Origin of the sequence: Streptomyces shenzhenensis (assembly GCF_003688995.1) — a bacterium.
GTDB classification, from domain to species: domain Bacteria; phylum Actinomycetota; class Actinomycetes; order Streptomycetales; family Streptomycetaceae; genus Streptomyces; species Streptomyces shenzhenensis_A.
Genome location: NZ_PENI01000112.1, coordinates 1 through 630, shown reverse-complemented (window position 1 = coordinate 630; position 630 = coordinate 1). Strand labels below are relative to the sequence as shown.

Below are 630 nucleotides of genomic sequence, written 5' to 3'. Positions count from 1 at the left end.
TCGGCTCGTTCCTGCTGGGCCTGTCGGTCCTGCCGTTCTTCTACAACGTGTGGAAGACCGCGAAGTACGGCCGGAAGGTCGACGCCGACGACCCCTGGGGTTATGGCCGTTCACTGGAGTGGGCCACCTCCTGCCCGCCCCCGCGGCACAACTTCGCCCGCCTGCCGCGGATCCGCAGCGAGTCCCCGGCGTTCGACCTGCACCACCCGGAGATCACCGCCCTCGAAGAGGCGACGAGGTAGGCCATGTCCCATGCGGTGCTCGCCCTGGGGCTCGCGGCGGTGAACGTGTCGGGCTGTGTCTGGTATCTGCCGGCGCTCGCGGATCTGCGTGCGGGGGCCGACCGGCCGGTGTCCCGGCGCAGTGCGGCGGTGGCCTGTGTCAGCGGCTGGAGCGCGAGCGGGATCGTCACGGTCGCGCTGCTCTGGGCCCAGGCGTGGTGGATCCCGTGTGCTGTGGCGGTGGCCGGAGCCGCCGCCACGGCGGGCCTGCGGGCGGGCGCGGTCGTGCAGCGCCGCCGCGAGGCCCGTGAAGCCGCCCGCGACTGGGCCGAGTTGGGCCACACCGGGCAAACAGCCGGGACGGTGCGTGCCCGGGCGGGTGTCGCCGTGCTGATCGGTTGCGGGCCGG

General features: G+C 73.7%; 1 protein-coding gene and 1 pseudogene. Both read left to right on the top strand.

Annotated elements, in window-relative coordinates; translation table 11 throughout:
* A pseudogene (locus CTZ28_RS46420) lies at positions 1 to 242 on the top strand (aa3-type cytochrome oxidase subunit I); the annotation flags it as partial.
* Positions 243 to 245: 3 nt separating this feature from the next.
* Positions 246 to 630 (top strand): hypothetical protein (locus tag CTZ28_RS46415; protein ID WP_183154928.1); only part of this gene is annotated, 385 nt, incomplete at its 3' end.